General features: G+C 53.8%; 19 protein-coding genes and 2 pseudogenes. 6 read left to right on the forward strand and 15 right to left on the reverse strand.

Features of this window, described 5'->3' with window-relative positions:
- Window positions 1-118, forward strand: a pseudogene (locus IGW03_RS23920) (IS5/IS1182 family transposase); the annotation flags it as partial.
- Window positions 119-241: 123 nt separating this feature from the next.
- Here IGW03_RS23920 and IGW03_RS23925 read toward each other — a convergent pair.
- The 7 genes and pseudogenes from IGW03_RS23925 to IGW03_RS23955 all read right to left on the reverse strand — a co-directional run bounded on the left by IGW03_RS23925 (window position 242) and on the right by IGW03_RS23955 (window position 5,923).
- Window positions 242-1,057 carry a hybrid sensor histidine kinase/response regulator gene (locus IGW03_RS23925; RefSeq protein ID WP_369122957.1) on the reverse strand — a complete coding sequence of 272 codons (816 nt, stop codon included), beginning with the start codon at window positions 1,055-1,057 and terminating at the stop codon, window positions 242-244.
- 123 nt (window positions 1,058-1,180) lie between these two features.
- Window positions 1,181-1,504: pseudogene (locus IGW03_RS39075) on the reverse strand (sensor histidine kinase); the annotation flags it as partial.
- 21 nt (window positions 1,505-1,525) lie between these two features.
- Window positions 1,526-2,956 carry a PAS domain S-box protein gene (locus IGW03_RS23935; RefSeq protein WP_194725049.1) on the reverse strand — a complete coding sequence of 477 codons (1,431 nt, stop codon included), beginning with the start codon at window positions 2,954-2,956 and terminating at the stop codon, window positions 1,526-1,528.
- Between the two features lie 314 nt (window positions 2,957-3,270).
- Window positions 3,271-3,828, reverse strand: coding sequence for an antibiotic biosynthesis monooxygenase (locus IGW03_RS23940; protein ID WP_194725050.1), 558 nt, complete (start codon window positions 3,826-3,828; stop codon window positions 3,271-3,273).
- A gap of 150 nt (window positions 3,829-3,978) precedes the next feature.
- The gene (locus IGW03_RS23945) at window positions 3,979-4,185 is read right to left on the reverse strand and encodes a hypothetical protein (protein ID WP_194725051.1); all 207 of its coding nucleotides are present in this window, start codon (window positions 4,183-4,185) and stop codon (window positions 3,979-3,981) included.
- Between the two features lie 161 nt (window positions 4,186-4,346).
- Window positions 4,347-4,973: an isochorismate family cysteine hydrolase YcaC gene (gene ycaC, locus IGW03_RS23950; RefSeq protein ID WP_194725052.1), complete on the reverse strand. Its 627-nt coding sequence runs from the start codon at window positions 4,971-4,973 to the stop codon at window positions 4,347-4,349.
- 77 nt (window positions 4,974-5,050) lie between these two features.
- The gene (locus tag IGW03_RS23955) at window positions 5,051-5,923 is read right to left on the reverse strand and encodes a pirin family protein (RefSeq protein ID WP_194725053.1); all 873 of its coding nucleotides are present in this window, start codon (window positions 5,921-5,923) and stop codon (window positions 5,051-5,053) included.
- A 95-nt stretch (window positions 5,924-6,018) separates the two neighbouring features.
- Between IGW03_RS23955 and IGW03_RS23960 the strand changes: the two genes are divergently transcribed.
- Window positions 6,019-6,912, forward strand: a complete 894-nt coding sequence (locus IGW03_RS23960; RefSeq protein WP_194725054.1) for a LysR substrate-binding domain-containing protein — start codon at window positions 6,019-6,021, stop codon at window positions 6,910-6,912.
- 72 nt (window positions 6,913-6,984) lie between these two features.
- On the opposite strand, the gene ycaC (IGW03_RS23965) is transcribed toward IGW03_RS23960, so the two are convergent.
- Window positions 6,985-7,617, reverse strand: coding sequence for an isochorismate family cysteine hydrolase YcaC (gene ycaC / locus IGW03_RS23965; protein WP_194725055.1), 633 nt, complete (start codon window positions 7,615-7,617; stop codon window positions 6,985-6,987).
- Window positions 7,618-8,545: 928 nt separating this feature from the next.
- On the opposite strand from ycaC (IGW03_RS23965), the gene IGW03_RS23970 reads away from it, so the two are divergent.
- Complete coding sequence (locus IGW03_RS23970) at window positions 8,546-9,001, forward strand: NADAR family protein (protein ID WP_194725056.1); 456 nt, start codon at window positions 8,546-8,548, stop codon at window positions 8,999-9,001.
- 5 nt (window positions 9,002-9,006) lie between these two features.
- Complete coding sequence (locus tag IGW03_RS23975; RefSeq protein WP_194725057.1) at window positions 9,007-9,285, forward strand: hypothetical protein; 279 nt, start codon at window positions 9,007-9,009, stop codon at window positions 9,283-9,285.
- Between the two features lie 118 nt (window positions 9,286-9,403).
- Here IGW03_RS23975 and IGW03_RS23980 read toward each other — a convergent pair whose 3' ends face one another.
- The gene (locus tag IGW03_RS23980) at window positions 9,404-10,627 is read right to left on the reverse strand and encodes a polyhydroxyalkanoate depolymerase (protein ID WP_194725058.1); all 1,224 of its coding nucleotides are present in this window, start codon (window positions 10,625-10,627) and stop codon (window positions 9,404-9,406) included.
- 116 nt (window positions 10,628-10,743) lie between these two features.
- Between IGW03_RS23980 and IGW03_RS23985 the strand changes: the two genes are divergently transcribed.
- Together IGW03_RS23985 and IGW03_RS23990 are read left to right on the forward strand one after the other, a co-directional pair.
- Window positions 10,744-11,400 carry a glutathione S-transferase family protein gene (locus IGW03_RS23985; RefSeq protein ID WP_194725059.1) on the forward strand — a complete coding sequence of 219 codons (657 nt, stop codon included), beginning with the start codon at window positions 10,744-10,746 and terminating at the stop codon, window positions 11,398-11,400.
- Between the two features lie 117 nt (window positions 11,401-11,517).
- The gene (locus IGW03_RS23990; RefSeq protein ID WP_194725060.1) at window positions 11,518-11,859 is read left to right on the forward strand and encodes a hypothetical protein; all 342 of its coding nucleotides are present in this window, start codon (window positions 11,518-11,520) and stop codon (window positions 11,857-11,859) included.
- A 113-nt stretch (window positions 11,860-11,972) separates the two neighbouring features.
- Here the strand turns inward: IGW03_RS23990 and IGW03_RS23995 are convergent, their stop codons facing one another.
- The 6 genes from IGW03_RS23995 to galU all read right to left on the reverse strand — a co-directional run bounded on the left by IGW03_RS23995 (window position 11,973) and on the right by galU (window position 20,858).
- The gene (locus IGW03_RS23995; RefSeq protein WP_194725061.1) at window positions 11,973-13,109 is read right to left on the reverse strand and encodes a type IV toxin-antitoxin system AbiEi family antitoxin; all 1,137 of its coding nucleotides are present in this window, start codon (window positions 13,107-13,109) and stop codon (window positions 11,973-11,975) included.
- Between the two features lie 93 nt (window positions 13,110-13,202).
- The gene (bcsZ, locus tag IGW03_RS24000; protein WP_194725062.1) at window positions 13,203-14,345 is read right to left on the reverse strand and encodes a cellulose synthase complex periplasmic endoglucanase BcsZ; all 1,143 of its coding nucleotides are present in this window, start codon (window positions 14,343-14,345) and stop codon (window positions 13,203-13,205) included.
- 34 nt (window positions 14,346-14,379) lie between these two features.
- Window positions 14,380-15,093 (reverse strand): cellulose biosynthesis protein BcsS, encoded by a 714-nt coding sequence (gene bcsS / locus IGW03_RS24005; RefSeq protein WP_194725063.1) that lies wholly within the window; start codon window positions 15,091-15,093, stop codon window positions 14,380-14,382.
- A gap of 11 nt (window positions 15,094-15,104) precedes the next feature.
- Window positions 15,105-17,423, reverse strand: coding sequence for a cellulose biosynthesis cyclic di-GMP-binding regulatory protein BcsB (locus IGW03_RS24010; protein ID WP_194725064.1), 2,319 nt, complete (start codon window positions 17,421-17,423; stop codon window positions 15,105-15,107).
- 30 nt (window positions 17,424-17,453) lie between these two features.
- On the reverse strand, window positions 17,454-19,652 hold the full coding sequence (bcsA, locus tag IGW03_RS24015) for a UDP-forming cellulose synthase catalytic subunit (RefSeq protein ID WP_194725065.1): 2,199 nt from the start codon (window positions 19,650-19,652) through the stop codon (window positions 17,454-17,456).
- 300 nt (window positions 19,653-19,952) lie between these two features.
- Window positions 19,953-20,858 (reverse strand): UTP--glucose-1-phosphate uridylyltransferase GalU, encoded by a 906-nt coding sequence (gene galU / locus IGW03_RS24020; RefSeq protein ID WP_194725066.1) that lies wholly within the window; start codon window positions 20,856-20,858, stop codon window positions 19,953-19,955.
- Window positions 20,859-21,338: the final 480 nt, after the last annotated feature.

A 21,338-nucleotide genomic window follows, 5' to 3' on the forward strand; every position in this document is an offset into this window, starting at 1 on the left:
GTCCTTCGCATGGCTTGAAAAATGCCGCCGTCTCTGGAAGAACTGTGAGCGAAAGTTGCATACCAGCGAACAGTTCATTGTACTCGCGTTCCTCGCTCTCCTGTTAAAAAGATACTGAGCACGCTCTCAGAGACAAATTTCTAACTGGAGCAAACGCCCCGAAGCGGCCCTTCGCCGCTCCAAGCTCGTTGTAGCCTGACTCCGCGCATCTCTTCCCGGAGTCCTCACTTCGGCCGGTTAATCATGCCGAACGGGAATGCTGCACGTTAGGACACTTTAGAACCCGCCTCAACGCCGGCATTTCCACCGGCTTTACAAAGTAATGATCGAAGCCCGCAGTCTTGGCAAGGACCTTATCGTGTGCCTGCCCGTATCCCGATAACGCGACGAAAATAGCATCCTTCGTTTCAGCAAGATCATGAAGGCGACGAGACAGTTCATAGCCGTCCATGTCAGGCAAGCCTATATCCAGAATAAAGACCTCCGGATGAAACGTCTCGGAGGTCTTCAGAGCACCGTAAGCAGACTCCTGGACATCCACAACATGGCCGTCCGCCGTTAGAAGGGCAGCGAGCGATTCTGCCGCATCAAGGTTATCGTCGACGATCTGGATGCGCAGTGACTGTTCTGTTGAATTGAGCAAGGGCTCTGATGGAGGATGGTCGGTCTCGACGCGGCCCGATTCAAAGATTGGCAGTGCCAACGCAAACGTACTTCCCTTTCCTTGACCTTCGCTTTTAGCCGTTACATATCCGCCGTGGAGCGACGCGATGTTCTTGACCAGAGCCAAGCCCAAGCCGAGGCCGCCCTGGACGCGATCCGACGTTCGTGAGGCCTGCGTAAATAGATCAAACACCTGCGGTAATAGGGTGGAGTCGATGCCAATCCCGTTGTCAGAAACAGCAACACAAACCTCAGAACCCTTCATCTCCATGCAAATCTGAATCTCGCCGCCCTGCGGCGTATATTTGGCGGAGTTGTTCAAGAGATTCGTAAGAACTTGAATGAGGCGTTTACGATCGCCGAGCACCACGGCATTTTTTGACACCAACCGCATTGACAACGTGTGGTTTCTCGATTCGATGAGGGGTCTCGATTGTTCGACCGCGGCGGCAACCGCGTCCTTGATGTTGACTTCCTCTTTCTCTATCGAGACGAGGCCACGTATTACGCGTGACACGTCGACCAGGTCGTTGACCAGATCTGTCATGTGCTTGACCTGGCGCGCAATAATGTCGGCGGCGCGCTTTGTCTGATCTTCACTATACCCAGCCACACGAAGGAGGTCGGCGGCGGCGCTGATCGGCGCCAAAGGATTGCGCAATTCATGCGCGAGCATCGCCAGAAAATCGTCCTTGCGTCGGTTTTCTAACTGCAGTGCCTCTTCGGACTCGCGTTGAAGGGTGACGTCGGTATTGGTGCCAAACCATCGAACGATACGCCCGTCATGGTCCCGAATTGGTACCGCCCTGGACAGAAACCAGCGGTAGCTTCCGTCTGCGCCGCGGAGCGGAAAGGTATCTTCCTACGCATCCTGACGCTCAACAATGTGCGCGTAATACTTGGCCTTGACCGTTTTGACATAATCCGGGTGGTGCACTTGTGTCCAGCCCCAACCCTGCATCTCTTCAAGCGTCGTACCGGTGTACGCGTACCACCGGTTGTTGTACCAAAAGATTGATCCGTCACTATTGGCCATCCATGCAAGCTGTGGGATGTTTTCGGCGAGTGCTCGAAACTGGGCTTCGCTATCCCTGAGCGCAAGTTGGGTATGCTTCAGGTCTGTGAGGTCGAGTACATAGGCGATGCCTCCGTCTTCGGGTCCGTCGAGATTCGTCGCACCGACATACACCGGTAGCCGGGTTCCGTCTTTCCTGATGTATTCCTTCTCGAACGGCTCCGTCTTCCCCTTGGCTCGAAGTTTGTCTAACGCGCACTTGTCCGCATGATCCCATTCAGGCGGCGTTCGTTCGCGCCAGGACAAGCCTTGTTGCTCGTACTCCTGCCGGGAATAGCCGATCATCCTTAGAAATTCGTCATTGACCTCGGTAAGTGTTCCGTCCGGCAGGTACTGGTAAATTCCGATCAGGTCAGACTCGACAATCTTTCTAAATTTTGACTCTGTTTTCGCCCGTGCTTCTTCGGCAAGCTTTTGCTTGTGGATATCGGTAGAGGTACCCATCCAGCGTTCGATATCGCCCGCCTCGTTCCGGATCGGCAAGGCGCGCGCCAACACCCAGCGATACTGCCGTGAACGATGCAGCACCCGGTACTCGGCTTCGTAGGGCTCTCCTGTCCCAAGGCTGTGCTCCCACGCCCGCCCGGCGCGCGCGCGATCGTCAGGATGCACGAGCTCGCCCCATTGCTGACCGAGGATTGAATCTGGCGCCACGCCGACGAACTCATAGAATTGCCGATTGCAGTAGTCATGGAAACCGTCAGGCAATGCCGACCAAACCACCTGCGGCATGGCATCCGCAATCTGCCGGAATCGGGCTTCGCTTTCCTCAGTCGCCTGCTGCTTGACGACCAGTTCGGTCACATCTTCAACGCAATGAAGGATATAGATTATTTCTCCCGACTGATCAAACACGGGCGTGTTAAGCGGTTTCCAGTACCGTACTTCAAATTCGCCCTCAACAGAGCCATGTTTAGGGATGTCGTATCTCTGTATTGGCATTGCGTCGGGTGCCCTGTTGCTAAGTACCCGAGCCAGGGACATACGTAGATTCTTCACGCCGGTAGCGTTTGGATCGGCGGGATTATCGGGGAATACCTCGAATAGCGGTCGTCCGAGGATGCTCTCACGCACGGTTCCAGTGGCCCGAAGTCGCGCTTCGTTGGCGGCGACAATAGTGAAATCGCGCGTCAGAACCAGATACGGAATGGGTGTTGCATTGAACAGCAGTCGAAAGTCGAGCGCTAGACCGTCGGGCAATTCAGCAAGAGTCGCCATATTGCAAATCCTTCACAAGTGCATTAGTGCTGATTCAGACTCCGCTTGACGGAAAAAGATTGCTATTTTCCTTCTAACGCCGTAACAGATGACTTGCGTCGTTCCCCGCGTAAAAAGTGCTTGCTAGGGCTTACAGCAATATGCTGTTGCAAATTAGGCAATATTCCTCCAAATTTGCATCGCGCCTGTCGGTTCCTCAAAAATGGTCAGCATGCACATGCTGCTATGCACTGATCATTAATGCTTGGTATGAGCATCTCGATTGTGAAGTAGAACCGGTCATTTTTATCCTAACGTTGGCACATTATTTCCGTCTATTCAAACAGCCATTTCGCAACTAGTCGCGTATACCGCGGCATGATCACATACACCATCAGGTAAACGATCACTACCGCCAGAATGAAATTGTTGATGACGGGACGACCCAGCAAGGGGATATAGTCGAAAACCGGCTTTAAGATCCAAGGGAGCACCACGGTAAGTGGAAAAATGGCAGACAGGGTAATCAGGAACTGCTTGAATGGCCGCGCCTGCAGCCTGCGCTCAGAAGGCGGCGTAAACCAGTATTCCAGGCCCGTATGCATTTCGAGTTCTTCCTCTTTGACCAGCGTCGGCCTGATGTCATCGATAAACCGCCTGCGTGTATCGGATTCCAGCCAGCTATTCAGATGTTCATCAGAGTCGAAGCGCAGGACGATCGTATAGCTGCCAGATGAGTCGTGAGGGCGGATAATATTGACGCCCATATGCCCTGCAAAACGCTGCGCTTCCATTGCAATACTCTTGAGCCAGAGCTCATAGTTTTCTTTTTCCTTTGGCCGCACCTCATGACGCACGACCAAAGAAGCAGCTCTTTCATTTCCTGAAATCATGGTTACCTCCAAAAGCATAGATCAGACATATTTCAGCAGTGCCTGCGGCATAAAAGCCCGCGTCAATACACTCGAATGGTATGGTGGCCTACACAATGAAAAACTAGTTGTCTGAGGCACGGTGCAGCAAGCTGCATGCGCGCCGACTATTCATCTCGCCTCCAGGCGCTTCCCCTTTTTTGGGTTGAGGGCCTCCAGTATCTGGATGCCAATACGGAAATTCACCAAATGAATATGCGCATCTTCAGGATCGGTCTTTATCTTGCATTGTTCCGTACGCACATCCCTTCGCAGGGCTTCCAGCAAAGCTTCTCTCTCATAGGGAAACAACGATGCAAAGCGCATAGCGATGTCCATTTTTCCTCCTCGTCTATGCGTACTTGTTAGTAAAACGTCCGGTACATCCTTTTTTGACCCAATCCGCTACCTCTGCTGCTACCCCAACACGCAATGACAGTCGGCGACGCTTACACACTCGCATGAGAAGGACCGGGCGCTGCCGGCCCTCCTGTCAACGATTATTTGGATGAAGTCAGCGTGGTGTAGCTGCTGATCAGGTTGCGATAGTCCGGGATATGGTTCGAAAACAGATTGCCCAGACCCTCGATATCATTGCGCCAGTCACGGTGCAATTCACAAGCCACGCCAAACCAGCTCATCAGCTGCGCACCCGCATTCGACATGCGTTCCCATGCCGCGTTACGCGTTATTTCATTGAATGTTCCGGAGGCGTCGGTGACGATGAATACATCGAAGCCCTCCTCGAGCGCGGCCAAAGCTGGAAAGGCAACACAGACTTCGGTGACGACGCCGGCGATGATGAGCTGCTTCTTTCCCGTCGCCTTAACGGCCTTGACGAAGTCCTCGTTGTCCCAGGCATTGATCTGGCCGGGCCGGGGAATGAATGGTGCCTCCGGAAACATCTCTTTCAGTTCCGGTACCAGCGGACCGTTCGGCCCATTCTCGAAGCTCGTCGTCAAAATCGTCGGCAGCTTGAAGTACTTTGCCAGATCGCCCAAGGCAAGCACGTTGTTCTTGAATTTGTCGGGATCGATATCGCGCACGAGGGACAGCAGGCCGGCCTGGTGATCGACCAACAATACCGCAGCGTTGTTCTTGTCGAGACGTTTGTAAGATGTAGTCATGGCAACCTCCTAAGGTGGGTGGATAAAGCGCTTCCGACGGAAGCGCGGGGGGAAACACCGAATGTTTGAAATTGCGATTAACGAGCCGACGGGATCTGGCCAAAGGTGCCGTTCTTCAGATCCTGCATGGCCTGGCGGATCTCTTCCTCGCTATTCATGACGAATGGACCATGTCCGACGATAGGCTCGTTGATCGGCTCGCCGCTCAGGACAAGGATGATGGAGTCGGCTTTGGCTTCGATCAGCAGGTCCTCTCCGTTCAGCCCCGCATGAGCCCATTGCTGGGAGTGGACGATATTGGCATCGCCAATCTGAATGGCCCCATGCAACACGACGATGGCCGCGGTGCGGCCGCTCTTCAACGGCAGCATCACCTGCTTGCCGGCCGCAAGCCGGATGTCCCAGACATCCACCTCAGTGAATGTTCTGGCCGGCCCCTGGTGCTCGCCGAAGTTGCCTGCGATCAGACGGACTACACCGGCATCGTCCGGCAGCGACACGGCCGGGATGTCCGTGTCCAGGATGGCTTGATAGGAAGGAGGAGCCATCTTGTGGCGCCGCGGCAGGTTGACCCACAACTGCACCATCTCCAGCGTTCCATCGCTGCGCGAAAACGATTCCGAATGAAATTCCTCATGCAGAATGCCGGCACCGGCGGTCATCCATTGAACGTCGCCAGGTCCAATAAGCCCACCCGCCCCCGTTGAGTCACGGTGCTCGAGTTCACCCTTATAAACGATGGTGACGGTTTCGAAGCCGCGATGCGGATGCTGCCCCACCCCGCGCAAGCGTTGCGACGGAGAAAAGTCGGCCGGGCCGGCATGGTCAAGCAGCAAGAATGGGCTGAGATTCTGACCAATGGTTTGATAAGAAAACAGGCTGCGTACCGGGAAACCATCGCCGACCCAGTGCTGATACGGTGCGCTATAGATGCCAAGAATGTGCTTCATGATTGACTCCAGTGAATGAAGTCCATCATATTTCCGCAACAATCAATGCGGTAGACCCTATAATTTGCCGTCAGTGTTCTACGGGAGGAACAATCATGGAGGACTTGAACGACCTCTTCTACTTCGTGCAGGTCGTTGACCATGGAGGGTTCACGCAGGCCGGTCGTGCCCTGAACATGCCCAAGTCAAAACTCAGCCGGCGCATTGCGGCGCTGGAAGAGCAATATGATGTGCGCTTGATACAGCGCTCGACGCGCCATTTCTCGGTCACCGAGACCGGGCGGGAGTTTTACCGGCACTGCGTGGCTGTACTTGTGGAAGCAGAAGCGGCACGCGAAGTCATGGAACGCAAACGCTCCGAGCCACAAGGGATCGTACGCATAAGCTGCCCGACTGCCCTACTCGAATATCGGATCAGTGACCTGGTGGCGCGCTTCATGACCGAGTATCCCAAGGTCCAGGTCCATCTTGAAGCTACCAACCGCCGTGTCGACGTGCTGAGTGAAGGATTTGACCTGGCGCTGCGGGTGCGATTTCCGCCTCTGGAAGATAGCGATCTGGTCATGCGCGTGCTGTCGGCAAGCCCGCAGCGCCTGGTGGCCTGCCCCGATCTGATACGGGAACGCGACTTGCCGAAACATCCTGCAGACCTGGCCGGCTTGCCTAGCCTGGACTGGGGACCGCCGCGGGATCACGTCTGGGACCTCGCCGGCCCGCAGGGCACGGAAGCACAGGTGCGGCATCAACCGAGATACATCACCGACGACGTGTCGGCATTGCGGCAGGCGGCTCTGCGCGGCGTGGGTATCGTGCAGCTGCCATGCATGGTCGTCGATGAAGATCTCAAGACAGGAAAGCTGGTGGACATCATGCCAGGATGGGCGCCGAAAGGCGGCATCATCCACGCAGTTTTCCCGTCGCGCCGCGGGCTTCTTCCAGGTGTCCGGCTGCTTATCGAGTATCTTGCCGAGCACATCCAGAAGGACTGATGAACGCGCCAGCTCAACAGTCGAGCCTGTCCAAGGTAAGCCCGACGGTCGGAACACCAATATGCGATATCGCTACTTCTTGCCTGCCATGGTGAAATAGCTGGTCATCAAGTTCCGGTAGTTCGGAATATGGTTGGAGAAGAGCGTGCCGAGGCCTTCAATATCGTTACGCCAGTCGCGGTGCAGCTCGCAGGCCATGCCGAACCAGGTCATCATTTGCACGCCGGCAGCCTGCATCCGTAGCCAGGCGCTGTGCCGCGTGACCTCATTGAAAGTACCCGACGCATCGGTGATCACGAATACCTCGTAACCCTCCTCAATAGCGGAAAGCGCAGGGAAAGCTACGCAGACCTCGGTCACGACACCGGCAATGATGAGTTGCTTCTTTCCTGTCGCCTTGACGGCCTTGACGAAGTCCTCATTGTCCCAGGCGTTGATGTTCCCGGGGCGAGCAATATAGGGCGCCTTCGGGAATGCCTCCTTCAGTTCAGGTACAAGCGGGCCGTTTGGACCGTCCTCAAAACTGGTCGTGAGAATGGTCGGCAATTTGAAGTATTTGCCGCAGGAGGCAACAGCCAGCACGTTGTTTTTGAATTCGCCCGGCGAGAAATCCTGAACTAAAGAGATCAGGCCAGCTTGATGGTCTACCAGCAGCAGCGCGGCATCGTCTTTGGAAAGCCTTGTGTATTTGAATGGCGTATTCATGGTTGATTTCTCCTCAGGTTGGCCGATCCAGATGGACCGGTTTCATGCTCAACGTCCAGGTTCAGGGGTTGACGTACGAATCGCCGCAGGACCGAAGCTTGGGCTTTGTTTCTCCTTGGCCAAAATCGCCGCCAGTTTCCGCCGGTCCGCGCCTTCAACGCCGTGGTAATCACGTTGCTTCAGTGCGGCAAGCGTTATCAAGGACAGAGCCGCGCTGCATATGCAGCACCTGCCTCGTGGCCCCAAGGTCTCAAACTAACAAGCGTGACTCGATTTCCAACCTGAAGGGGGCGCGGTCTTGTGCCCTATCAAACGAGCTTTACAGTAATCACTAAACCGGAGGCTTTACTGAAATCCTTCCAAATAAACGTCGGAATGCATCAAAATAACTGGTTTATGTGGACGACGGCTTCTGCCTAGCTTTCGCCTATGATGTAATTTCGCGAATGACTGCTTTGGTGCCCTATTCCGACATGCGCATTCAATCAGGCAGAGCTGCTGATGACAGCAAGTCGCATAATGTTTAAAGTTCTTTGGAGAAACGGAGGCTCTTACTAGCTTTTTTGTTGGGCGAGTAACGCCCTCACTAGATCTTTTCACCCCACTTTCTTGCCATAATTGACGCGTAGTGCGTGCTTGACATGATCCGAATGTCGTAACATCAGATCGACCGTCGTTATAGTATGCATGTATTACTCCTCAGAGCATTGCCGGTCCTCCCCTCGCCGGCCACTCTACGGAAAACAGGCGTTCAGTTCATCTTGCATGACGGAGCCTTCGTACCATTTACAACGCCGGCAGCGGTCTCTCGTCGTTGAGAACTGTTGTTTCAAAAGAGAAAAACTAATAGGCCTGAGCTAAGTCAACGCGAGCAAACGTTCGTTCGCTACCCTGATTGTGCGCCGCAGCATAACTTCAGGAGGCTATTGTGCCGGGTACACAGCTACAGCACCTGAGCTATTTCCAAAAAAGCAATTCAACGCTCACCCACGACGAGGTTCGTTACCGGAGCCTTGCTCACTATTTCTTCTATCAAAAGGCCCTGTATCTAGGCGATATTCGCACGGCAGAAAAGATCTTGAAGGCGAAGGAAGCCGAAAAGATAAAATCGCTCGCACTCAAGATTGAAAGTGCTGGCAATGACAAAGCATGGCGCCATGTCTGTTTCAACGTCCTGGAGGAAGGATTGAAGGTCAAATTTCTGCAGGACCTTACTCTATGCGAATGGCTGTCGAAACAGTCCGACGAAGATCTGCACCTGATTTCTTCAATTTGGGGACTCAGTGAAAATGACCTCCTCGACCACGCAGAATCTGTACTTGAGAACACATCGTTGTTGGGCCAAGCACTTATCAAAGTACGCTTACAGGTAATCGCAACGTGACCAGCATGGAAAACTTCCGTGAAGCCTACTGCAACTCAGGAATGGACAATCAGCGCCAAACCGACATCTGGAAGCGTATCGTTGCAGCATATCAGGCAAGAAGCCATCCTGAAGATGTCTATATGCCAGTGGACGAACTGATTCGGGCACTATGGTTATTCGCGTCAACGCATGAAGTATTGAAGCTGCTCGAGATTGCGTTCGCTGATGGTCGTATCAGATGTAATTCACCCCATCACAAATTTGCATTTACCATTCTTGAACTTACTTACACTCGACAGTAGCCACGCTTTTGTTATTCCCCTAAAACCAGGATCTGAACGAGACCCCACCCGCAACGTTGGAAACTTCCCCTACGAGGATTACCCAATATGCGTGCGTAGCCATACATGGAATAATGCGTTACTGCCTTGAATAGATCAAACTGCGCACTGCGGGGTAAATCTGTTGTTCCCAACGGCGCCCGCTGAATACACCGTAATGTCCTGCTCCTACCTGCATATGATGCAATTTCAGATGCCCCGGAATATTGGGGCAGAGATCATGTGCAGCCATGGTCTGCCCTATTCCACAGATATCATCGCGCTCACCCTCTACCGTCAATAGTGCTGTGCGGTGGATTGCCTCTGGCTTGATGCGATTCCCCTTCCACATCATCTGCCCTCGTGGCAGTGCGTGCTCCTGAAAAACCAGTCGCACTGTCTCCAAATAGAATTCTGCGCATAGATCAAGGACCGCGAAGTATTCCTGGTAGAAACGTCTTATCGTCGTTGCCTTCTCCGAATTATCCTCCAGTAAGGAACGGTACAATTCCTTGAACGACGCGATGTGCCGGTTCAGGTTCATGTTGAGGAATGCCGACAGCTGCAAAAAACCAGGATAGACACGGCGCATGGCGCCGGGATAACGCCAAGGGACAGTACTGATCAGGTTATGCTCGAACCAGTGCAGAGGACGCTTGGTAGCAAGAACATTGACTGAAGTCGGATTGATACGCGTATCGATTGGCCCTGCCATCAACGTCAACGTGCGCGGCTGAGCAGGATTGCCATCCTCGGCAAGAATGGCCGTCGCGCACAGTGCTGCGACACATGGCTGGCAGACCGCAACGATGTGGGTACCCGGCCCCAGCAACGTTAGATAGCGAATCAGATAATCGACATAGTCGTCCATACCAAACCCCCCATCTGCAAGTGGCACGTTGCAGGCGTTATGCCAGTCGCTGACATAGACGTCGTGGTCTGGAAGCATGGTTCGCACGGTCTCACGCATCAGTGTGCTGAAATGTCCTGACAGGGGAGCTACGATCAGGACGCGAGGCTGGTCCTCAACCCCCTCCTTCCTAAAATGCAGCAATGTGCCAAAAGGCAAACCCAGCGCCGGTACTTCACGCACCACTACATCACGCCTGCCATGGCCGTCGCTGATGCTGATACTGTCGATACCGAAGTGAGGACGCGTATGAGTAATACGCGCGGTGGAGACAAGTTCCGATAGTGCACCGATCCGTTTGGCGAGAGGCTGTAGGTTTAATGACGGGTGGGCCAACGCGGCATGCGCCATTTGAAGCACGAACTGTACTTGCTTATGGACATCAGCTTGTGTCTGGTAGACATGGTATTGCATGCCAGCTCCGGATTGTTATGTTACACAACAATTCTTCCGATTGAAGCAAGTACTACGCCACGATGGCATGCTGCTTGCGTAGCTTAGGTCAGCGTTCAAGTATACGGGGGTCGCAAATGGAGCAGGCAGTCCTCACGATCAGCAGCAAGAACTATTCATCCTGGTCCCTACGTGGCTGGCTCATGATGAAGTTTTCTGGTTTGTCCTTCGAAGAGCACATGGTTTCACTGGACGATGCGTCCGTACGCGCTGAAATCTTACTGCTCGCTCCATCAATTCTCGTCCCTTGCCTTACTCATAAGGGACTGAAGGTATGGGATACGCTGGCGATCGGCGAATACCTTAATGAAGTCAGACCGAAGGCTGGACTTATCCCCGCAGATTTGGCTGCGCGCACGCACTGCCGCTCCATTTGCGGTGAAATGCATTCAGGATTCACTTCACTTCGCTCTGCTCTGCCCATGAATATCCGAGGTCGGTTCAAAAACTTCAAGATATGGGAGCGGGCCCAGGCAGACATAGAACGCATCAACTCCATCTGGACGGATTGCTTAACGACGTATGGCGGACCGTTCCTGTTCGGTAGTAAGCCGGGATTGGCAGATGCCATGTATGCGCCGGTGGTGTCTCGCTTCATCACTTACGATGTCGAGCTCACACTAGCGGCAAGCACTTACAGCAAGGCGATTCTGGAACTGCCTGCAATGCAAGAATGGATTGCGGCTGCGCTCGCTGAACCTGAACAGATCGAAGAGTTGGAATCCGAATTCTAGACGTTCGCTCCAGTATGGAGCGAGTCGCCCTATATCGGGGAAAGACGCGCATCATTCTGGTTCGCCTCGAAATTCCAAACTGCAATAACCGCGGTTCTAGAGCTTTGGGTCAACGATGTGAAGATATTTTCTATTGCAAAATCACTTATCTCAAATCAGGTTCGTAGCGGCAAGGACGGTTTCATATTGACATGTTCTGGCCGCACGATTCCCATGCCGCCCTACGCAGACTTTCAAAATGACTACGAGCTTACCCCTTACGATCAATGGCTTGTCTGTCAGGCACAACAGGAAGCAGAGGCAACCCGCGACGAGGTCATGCTTTCACGCCTGCTTAGCATTGACCCATTTGCGCTTACGGAAGAATTACGAGGACTTTTGCATGACTACTTATTCGGTGAAACGGCACCTTGCTTCGGTATCGATGACCTCATCACCATAGAACGGAAAATTGAATAAACGCGACCCTTAATCAGCTATGTACAGTTAGCAGCATATTCGATATCGCTCTCGTGGAAAGCAAAGCCGTTCTCTGAAGAGAGCTGAGGCGATCTGAACCCGGTGGCAATAGCTTAGAAGGGCAACAGTGATTTTCTAATTTCTAACGCAACCGCGGTTTCCCCATCGGCGATGAGATCAATATAGACTTCGATGGGATCCACAATACGTATTTCCTCGACCGTAACACACTCAATCCATGACGGGTCATTTGGCATTGGAACGACAGTTAGATTGCCTTTGTCACTGCGCATGCTACCAAGCTCCGTAAGGAGATTATCAACGTTTTCGTTAAAGGCCAAATAGCAAGTCATTCGCTGCGCATTGAGTTCCCGCCCGAGATGCAACTGGCCAGCTACCAGATCGGTAAAGGCATAGACCCAACCTTTGTGGGCACAGTGCTCGGCTAGAACGGCGGCGAACGGCCGCTCTAGCAAGTTTGTCGGCACGGTAAATAGATGTGCCGTCTTGTTCCTTTCAAGCCTGCGTGACTCGGCCCAGGCATCTGCCAAGCTACCTGGGTTAAGTAGGCGTCGTCGCTTCGTCGGTCCCCGTCCAGAAGCCTCAACCCATTCATGTTTCTCTAACAACAATAACGTCTGCGATGTGGTGGCGGTAGACGCACCTGCGCGGTAGGCCAGATCGGCCACACTGAACCATGTCTCAGGATGCTCTAACAACCTATGGACGATCCGGCGTCGCAGTCCGGTAAAGAGTGCTTGGCTGAGCTTGACTAGTCTCTTCGGAGCGGGTTTGTCAACAAACAAGTAAAGACCTTTGGCCAGCAAATAAAAGCTGCCTGTAAGGTCATAGTAGCTCGCTCCAGCTTCCCTCAGAATTGAGCGCGCACCTGCAGAAATCCCCCGTGCAACCACAATTGGCACTTGGATTGTCTGGCCTTGATCCACAGTCTCCATCCATTGTTGCAACTCCCAAAGGATCGCGCGCGCGTCGCGTGGAAACACTTCACGTCGAATAATCGGTATGAGTTCAAGCGAAATGTCGCCGCTAGTGATGATGATTGAGCGATGCCTGTCACGACCCTGACCCGGTCCACCACTTGGCTGGGGCATATCGTTAAGCAACATAACGTCGACCGATGGCAACGCGCGCAACGCTTCGTAGAATGCCGTAAACATATCGGATTGAATGTCAACCATGCCGAAATTGGCCCTTGCTTGTGAAGCGACGGAATCGGAAAAGCTGAGCATCAGGGTACCTTTCACATACACTGAGCCAAGACGAGTAACGTTGAATAGGGCTTGCCCGAAAAAGCGCAATTGTCGTTAACCTATATGAGGTGTTCAGTTTTGTGTGCACGTCCAATTCGGCAATAGCTTCCCTTCCTTGTCAAATCGATATCGCTTCTCAAGCCATCCAACGCCGAACAGGGTCAGGACTTGCTCGTAATAGTTATCCCAGCGTTCCAGTGGCTGCGCATTAATAACACGCAGGCGCTGCTGCTCCAGCAGGCTTTTTTGATTATGCGCGGCGAGGAATGGCAGCAGTGCAGATGAAAATCCGACTGGTCCATAACCTTTGGTAGCGCCGTCTTGGGTATTGATTTCCAGCGGCGGGATGCCATTTTGAACGATATGCTCAATCATTGGATGGAACCGCTTCATCAGCGCCGCACGTGCCGGATCGTTCTCAGATAGCATCCCGGCCCACAGGTAGACCCGAATAGCATCGTAACTGCCGAGCGCCTTCTTCTCATTGTCAGGCATGAATCCAACCTTGTTTTTGTATAAGACCCAGTCGGGTGAATACCCGCGCTCGCCGCTACGCAAAAGCGCATTGATTGACGCCGTGACAATCTGATCCCACTCGGTGTCTGGATTGAGTGCTGCGATGCGGCGCATGATCTGAATCGGGTAATAGCTCGGGTTCAACCGGTAGACGTCATCGGGCAACTGGAAACTGCGCGGCCCAGGTAACAGAATACGGCCAAGCCGGTCTAGCGTTACCGTCTCCTCATTGATGATCCGCAGCGCCAGCGCCCGGCTGAGGTCACTATAGCCTTCGTCTTTCCATAGGCGGCCGGCTTCCCCTAAGGCATAGGCCATCCACAAATCGGCGTCAGAAGCGGCGTTGTCATCCATCACCCCCCAACTGCCGTCGTTACGTTTACCCCATTGCCAAGCGGGCAAGCTGTTCGCCAAGCTACCGCGTGCCAGGTTGTTCATCGTCCACTTCAGCAGCAGGTCAAAACGCGTTCGGTCATTGGCAACGATAGCGAAGAACATGCTGTAGGCTTGACCTTCCGATGTGGTGATGTTTGAGAGAGACCCGTGGTCAATCACCCTGCCATCCCCGCTAATGAAGCGTGACCGATAGTTTTCCCAGGCTGGCCAAGGCATACATCTGGCTGGCGCCGCATGGACCGACAGAGACAGCAACAAGCCGGTAAGCAGAATCCCGTACAGGGACTGACGTAGCAAGGACATAAGGGACTCCATGACACAAACCATAACGAAATGACTAAAACACCCGCGACAGACCGAACGCGATATAACCGGTACTATCGCTGTCACGTGGCCGTGAGCGCCCGCCTGAAATTTCCAACGTATAGCCGTTGGCCAGGGGCCGGCCTACCACGATGCCATGCTGATTAATCCGGTAATTACGCCCCTTCAAATAAATTTCCTGCAGCCCGACAAACCAGGTGCCGCTAGGTTTCCAAGCCAACCTAGCCTGTGCGTAGGCACTTTTCTGGCCAAATGCATAGCTGGCCAGCGTGCCAGCTTCAATCTTTGGCGTCAGTGCAAATGTTCCTTGCAGCTGCGGATTGAAAGTCCAGACATTACCGGTTTCCTCGTTGTCCGGGACAATTGGCTTGACGGTGATATGCCGCAGGCCAATTGACCCCGACAGGCTGAGCGTGTACCGGTCACGTTTCCATCCATAACCGACCCCGCCTTCGATTCCGGGCGCACGGGCGCGGATCTCGTAGTCGGTACCGCTGATGTTGGTGTCATACCGGTAGGTCAGCCAACTGGCAATCACCTTGCTGTACCACCCTTCACCGAGCCGTCCGCCAGGAAAAGACTTCAACATGCCGGCATAGGTATATGAACTGTCTGGTGAATACTGAACGCCGCCAATAGCCACGCCCGTTAGTTCCTGCGCGCTTGCTGCTAGTGAAAAAGCCAATGCGACCGTTGCTGCAAGACTTACAAGTACATGTTTTCTCACGCCATTCCCCCTTAGGTTTCATTAGGACCATGATTTCGTTTTCTGTACGACCGAATCACCAACGCTGTCACAGGGACCAGCAAGCTGATTGCCAATCCGAGCATTACCAGCCCGATCCACGGGTACTTCGACATCAGGATTGCCAGCCCCCCACGCATCCCATACGCCTGGAACGGCGCCTCTTCGGCTGCAATGGTGCGAACCGATGCCGTGCCGGGCGTCCAACTGGCGTAGGTGCCGCGTAACTGACTCCATTGCTGCGGCGCTGTGACGCTCTCGATTCCAGACGCTAACAGCCGTCTGTTATCGGCCGAAAACACAGTGGTCGTAATACCGTTGGCGCGGGATGTATATGCAAAGCTACGCGCGCCGGGTGACGACGATGCCTGCACGCTCGCATGCATGTAGACCGGCCGGTTCTCCCCTGTAAAGCTCATCTTGTCACGCAGGCTGGTATACCATTCCGCACCATCGGCACGTGAAACGCGCGTAGTTTCTACTAGCGGGATAGACATAGCCTGTACTGGCGTGCCATCCGCCGAGTGGGCGCGGCGCACTGACGGCGGCAGCTTGTCTTGGGCAGCAATCCACAGCCGGTGTTGTGCTTGCGGGCCGTCGCCCACGCCAAGCCAGGCGGGTGGCAACGGACCCTGATGCACCTGCGCGAGTTTGGCCAGCAGCGTCAAGCCGGCCCCCACTGTTTCGGCATCGACGTCGCCCAGATGAACCGCGGTACTTATACCGGTCTTGCCGTCGATATAAGGACGCCCCAGACCTGACAATAATGCAAGATCGGATTGCTGCGATGGCGCCCCTTCATACTTCTGTACCGTTGTATCGTCATAAAGCGTCACTGCCAAGCTTTCCTGCGCCTCCACCTTGCAACCGGTAGCAGGTCCGTCAGGGACTAGCACCGGCTGGAACTGCAGAGTATTCCAACCCAATTTGAGCGACCCGGCCGGCACGGTCACTGCATAATTGAAGTAGCTGCCCCCAGCCGTGCTGTTGAGGGGAATGGAACCATGCAGCACGCCGTTGGCGGAGACGTTGAGCGCTGACTGTGCAGCCATGCCGCTGGCATAACTCAGGTGAACCTGCACCAGCATCCGCCCTTGCCAGTTACTATTCCAGAAGCGTAATGACGTCTCCGTTGCGTTTTTTCCGGTAAAGGTGGTTGTCTGGTATTGCAGGGCGCGCAGCGGGAATACTCCCTGTGGATCGGCGGGCATCTCGATCATGCGCTGGGCTTCGGCAACATCCGGCAACTCCAGATCACGCACTTCCATCCATGGTTCATCCGGCCACGGTAATCCCGGCATCGAAAATGCGCTCGCCACTGCTTTCAGATCTGCTTCATTAGCCGCAGCCATGATTAGCAAGAATCGACTTGGGTCACCAGGTAGCGACTTCACAGCTATGACAGGGCCCGGCCGGTCAGGCAAGTTCATCCCCTCGAAGTAGTGTGCCAGACTGTCAAAAGTGCCGACCAATACGGCGCCTCGCGTGTCGCCTGCCATTTCGGTAGTCAGCGTTTCAGGCGTTGGGGGAAACGTCCCGTGACGCAGCGTTACCGGAACATCCCCGTATCGACGTCCAATTCCCTGCGCGACAATTCCCATGGCCGTCAATTCTTCAGCGGTAGGATCGTCAGCGGTTAGGATCGGTACTGTCGTGCGCGGCCGTAGCGCCCTCCTGTCGAATAAGCCGTCCATCGCATCCAGACGCGCTGGAACCGGTCTGGCGCGCCCAATCACTTGCAACGATGATTTTTCCATATCAACTTGGGTCCATAGTTCGGGTGCCGTGTCTGCGTCACAAAGATTCTGGGCGGCATGCGAGCGCTGCGCTGCGACTAGGCGGATATCATTGTCTCCCTCCTTGAGTAGCGATGCCGGAATCGTCACCGATCGACGGAACGCCCCTGTCTCGCCTTTGAGGCCGAACTGGTCAACGATCAAGTCGTTGACCTTGACCACAAGTTGAGATGTTTCAGTCAGCGAGCGAGATGCGGCGCCCGTCAGGTTAAGCGTCACACTAATCGGCTCCACCAGTTGTGGCAATGGCAGCCGAACAGCCACCTCGGGTGCACCGCCTTTGAGTGTCAGTGGACCACTGCTATTAGCCAATTGTCCGAGTGGCACGTTATACGTTGCAGTCGAGGCCGGCGCTCGCTTGACCAGCAATTGAAGTTCGTCCTTGACCTGAGCACCGCCTTCTTTCACCGCAGCTGGGGCGGCGAGTGCTACAGAACTGCCCAGGGCCAGCAATGACACGGCAGTAAAGCCGATGGTTTGATGGACGCGGTGAACGGAATGAAGATGTAGCGACATGTTTTCCTCTTGCATGGACGTTTAATAAGGTCAGTGGCGGATTGTGAAGAGTTGATGCAATGTTGAGCGAACCACGAAACTTAAATGAGCGGAGCCGTATTGCAGCGCATACTTCACAAGGAAGAGCAGTGCCATCGGTGTTGTGCGACCGCGGTGGCGGCGCTGGTTATTTCGAATGAGTAGTTCGCTTGAGCCGAACGCGATGTGGACGGCGATGCGTTCATCGGCCGGTGAACAAAACTGGTAAGCAAAGCCCAATCTGGTTTTTCCATCCTGGCAGCGCACAACTGACTTCAATATAGCGTGCAACTGTACACCACGCCGCTCAAAATCAAGCGTGACCGTCTCGCCAGCGCTGAAAGTGGGGTCCTGATCAAGGCAGCTCAAGACCAGGTTGATGCCGGAGGCAGATGCATTGGCCGAGGTACTGGCAAGCGTTTTACCATGAGACGACACCACCCTGACCGGCTCAACATTGACGATCCGCGGTTCACCGCGCACCTGTTTGCGCTCAAACATGCTGCCGAGAGCGCACAGCAATAAGATACAGTCCAGCACCGCCCACAACCCGACGAACGCAATTGTTCCCCGGCTGCCGGGTTCATCCATGAAGCGCTCGACGCCTACCAGCAACGTGATCAAGTTGAGGAACAGAAAAAAGTAAAACGGCTTGGACAGTGAGGAGACAAAATCCCGGTCCAGCATTTCCCCTTTCGGGGTGACTTTGAATGAAGGCGAGCGTGGCCGACGTAACACTTCCGCAATACTGGGTGCGATGTAGACGGACTGGATAACTTCGTAGATTTGTGAAATAAATGGCCAGCGCACCCGCCCATAAAAATACTGGGTTGAGATCAACGCGCCGATCAGGCTTGGTGCAGCATAAGCCACCAGCGATTCGGCCGTTGCATCGCACAGGTTGATCGAGAATAGTAGATATGCGGGCGGAGCCAGTAACAACAGAAAGCGCGACAGCGAAAAGCCGGAAAAGAACGCAAAATTCAGATACAAAATCCGCTGCATTAACGTGAGGCCAGGTAGCATCAGAGGATTTTTCAGTAAAAAAATCTGCATCATCCCTTGTGCCCATCGCACTCGCTGGACAATGAAACCAGAATACGTCTCCGGTTGCAGACCCGATACCATCGGTCGCGGGTAATACATTGTGGTGTAGCCAAGGGCAAGCGCATCGAGTGTGGTCTCGGCATCTTCCGTGATGGTTTGGCCGGCGATACCACCGACTTGGTTAAGTACACTACGCCTCAGGATTGCAGCTGAACCGCAAAAAAATGACGTACCCCAAAAATCAAGTCCGGGCTGCATTACATCATAAAACAGTTCATTTTCTGCCGGCGATGACTGGAAGGTGTTCAGGTTGCGCTCCACCGGGTCGGGACTGACAAAATTGTGCGGAGTCTGTACCAAAAAGAGTTTTGGATCTCTTAGAAAAAAGCCTGTAGTACTGGTCAGGAAGTCTTCGGTAGGCACATGGTCACAATCAAGGATCAAGATCAGCTCTCCATGGGTATGCTTGAGTGCGTTATTCAGGTTTCCGGCTTTTGCGTGTTCATTCTTTTGTCGCGTGATATACCCGGCGCCAAACGTTGATGCAATTTCTTTTAGTTCCGCAGCACGTTTTCGCGCAGCGCCCGCCTTGTCCGGATCCTTATCATGCAACTTCTGGTCAGTGCCGCCGTCATCGAGGATATAGACATTCATTCTTCCAAGCGGATAGCGCATCTGTGTCGCCGCGACGACCGTCGTACGTACCAAAGAGGCATCCTCGTTATATGTCGGAATAAAAACATCGACCGAAGGTACGAGGGCAGGATCCTCCGGCAACGGAACTGTACGCCGGTGGCGTGGCCTCACATTGATCACATAGCCAAGCATCATGTTCAGAAAGCCATACAGCTCAGCCAGGAACAGCAATATACCGGCGACCATTGACACAATGCCGAACTCAAATGGAAGCGTGTCAGTCGCCCTCCAGTACATGTAGCGCAGTGCGAGAAAGCCACTGGTAAACACGATAGTCAGGCGCAGGGCATCCGCAAGCCCGGGGTGCTTGACGTAAGGAGAAAGCTTGTAGCAACCAAAGACAAGCGCCAGCAGCACCATCGAGATAATGCCTTGCGCGAGGTATGAGGCCGGGAGCGAGGCCAGAAAAAAGTAGACAGCCATGAAGCTCATCCATAGCAGGGTACGCATCAGATGCATCGCTTTCATTTCATATGCTCCTACAAGCTTGCTGAAGACATTGGTTTGACGAACTAATGCGATTCGTTTTTGTCATACAAATGAGCATCGTCCTCGTCGGGCACGACGACAGGCCTGCATCCTTGATGGATACATCATCATTTGAACGTCGACTACCAGACGTCAACTACCGCGACCGTACCACCAGACGGTCTATGAGCGGACGCATGCATCGATCCCAGGCAGAAGCAGGACATGCCCTATTAAGGATTGCTTTGCGCGGCGGTCGTGTCCTAGACCATTAGTATCCCGCCATGAAGTTCAAACAGGTCAAACGGCTTTTTGTACCAGCGTAGGGCGTTGGTCGCTTAGCGGCAAATTTGCGAGGAAACTGTGAAAATGCTCTGCGATCGCCGGATGCTTCAAGCCGAACTGCACGCTTGCTTCCATATATCCGGTTTTACAGCCGCAGTCGTAACGGATACCGCTGAATTCGTGTGCAATGACCGGATACTGGCGCAGCATTGCTGCAATGCCGTCGGTAAGCTGGATCTCCCCTCCCGTGCCTTTGGGGATTGTATTGAGGTATTCAAATATGGCTGGCGACAGTACATATCGTCCTACAACGCCAAGACTTGACGGCGCATATTCCGGTGCTGGTTTCTCGACAATTTGGCTAATCAGATGCGAGCGCATTCCCTTCCATACCGGACCTACAATACCGTATTGCCGGGTTTGGGCGAGTGGAATATGCTGGACCGCGATAACGCTGGAACGCGTTCTTTCATACTGTTCCACTAATTGCCCGATAGCCGGCACTTCTGCATCAATCAAGTCATCGGCCAGGATAACCGCGAACGGTTCGTCACCGATCAACGGCTTGGCACACAGCACTGCATGACCAAGTCCAAGCATGTCGCACTGTCGCACATACGAGTAATGCAGGTTCTTGGGCAAAAGGCCTTGGACTTCTTTGAGCAAACTGTACTTGCCTTGGAATGCCAGCTCCGACTCTAATTCATAAGCCTTATCGAAGTGATCTTCAATTGTGCGCTTATTGCGGCCCGTTACGAAGATCATTTCCGTAATACCTGCTGCGGCGGCTTCTTCGACGGCATACTGAATCAGCGGCTTGTCTACGATCGGAAGCATCTCTTTGGGAGACGCCTTAGTAATGGGAAGGAACCGGGTTCCGAACCCTGCTACTGGAAATACTGCCTTACGCACTAGAGTCATACCGTACTCCTTCAATAGGTTAAGCGAAAGCTTCGACCGCTGTCTCCGGAGGTTTTTATATTTCCGACTCATTACGCCCCGTGTCACTCGCGATGACTAGCGACGCGGTATACGCCGTGGTGCGTACGTATTTGTTAATGCATGAAGCGTGCCGATGTCGAAATTTACTGGGCTACAAATAATCGCGTTACGGTAAATCACAATGCGGTGGCGGGGTTGCCCGCATGACGCGCACGCTACAGGGTGGGACTACTCGACCGGTGCGAAGACTGGTGACTTACTCTGACCTCGGCCCCGTAATGCATTAGTCTGGGTGTCACCTTACCGACCCTATGATGGCGAACGTTGCGATGCATCAGAAGGCATCAAGTCCACTACGTATTTCTTTTTAGTGACTTACAATCAATGATTAAGGCCTAGTTCTTTCTCTCTCGCATGCTAGAAAGCAGAGCACCGCGCACTCTCTTGGCAATTGACGAA

The sequence above is a fragment of the Noviherbaspirillum malthae genome, from assembly GCF_015352985.1.
Classification (GTDB): domain Bacteria; phylum Pseudomonadota; class Gammaproteobacteria; order Burkholderiales; family Burkholderiaceae_D; genus Noviherbaspirillum; species Noviherbaspirillum malthae.